The sequence below is a fragment of the Vibrio sp. 1978 genome (assembly GCF_033344345.1).
Genome location: NZ_JAWPOP010000402.1, coordinates 1 through 741 on the forward strand (window position 1 = coordinate 1; position 741 = coordinate 741).

1 protein-coding gene is annotated in these 741 nt (G+C 46.7%); it reads right to left on the reverse strand.

What is annotated here, in order from left to right; genetic code table 11:
* Positions 1-741: phosphoenolpyruvate-utilizing N-terminal domain-containing protein (locus tag R8N49_RS26870; RefSeq protein ID WP_318190421.1), on the reverse strand; the 741-nt coding region annotated here is incomplete at both ends.

The window sequence follows — 741 nt, forward strand, 5'->3', positions numbered from 1 at the left end:
TGTTGTGCAGAAAATACAGCAACCTTTGCCCCAACTCTCGGATATCTTGTGCTCGTTCACGCAAATAGACATCTGACATACGAGCAAAGCGGTTTGAATAAGTTTCGACTACCTGACGCAGCGCCCAATCCGCTCGATCGCCTTTTTCAATCTGTTTCTTAAGATCGCCGCGCAACATTGGATCATTGAGCAAGTGGGTAAACAAATCGAATATCGCTAACGCATCTTTATTGATTTCGCTGTCGAACTTTTTCCGCATCCGGCGGAAGTCATTCAGCGCACGCTCAATCGCTACCAGCAGCAGCTCTTGCTCTCGCTCTTTATCCAGCGTGGAAGACGGGAATACGTCCGACAAACTCGGCTGCGTGTTGTCAAACCAAAACTCTCCGATGGCGACACCCGTTGATGCAGGCAAGCCTTTAAGAACCGTCGGTTTTGAGGCTAATTGCCAATGACCTAAACTTTGCGCGTGAGCGATGATCACGGCTAACTGTGCAGATAAGGTCACTAAGAAAGATTCTTCCATCTCACTAAACAATCGTGGCGTCTTTTGCTGAATGACTAATACACCTAATACTTGTTTGCGATGGATGATTGGAGTGGCGAGGAAAGAGTGATAAACCTGTTCACCAAGCTGCGGGAAGAATTTAAATTCAGGGTGTTTTGAGGCTTCTGCGAGGTTAAGAGGTTCTGCGCTGCGTTTAACGAGACCAACTAAACCTTCATTGAAATTAATGTGGA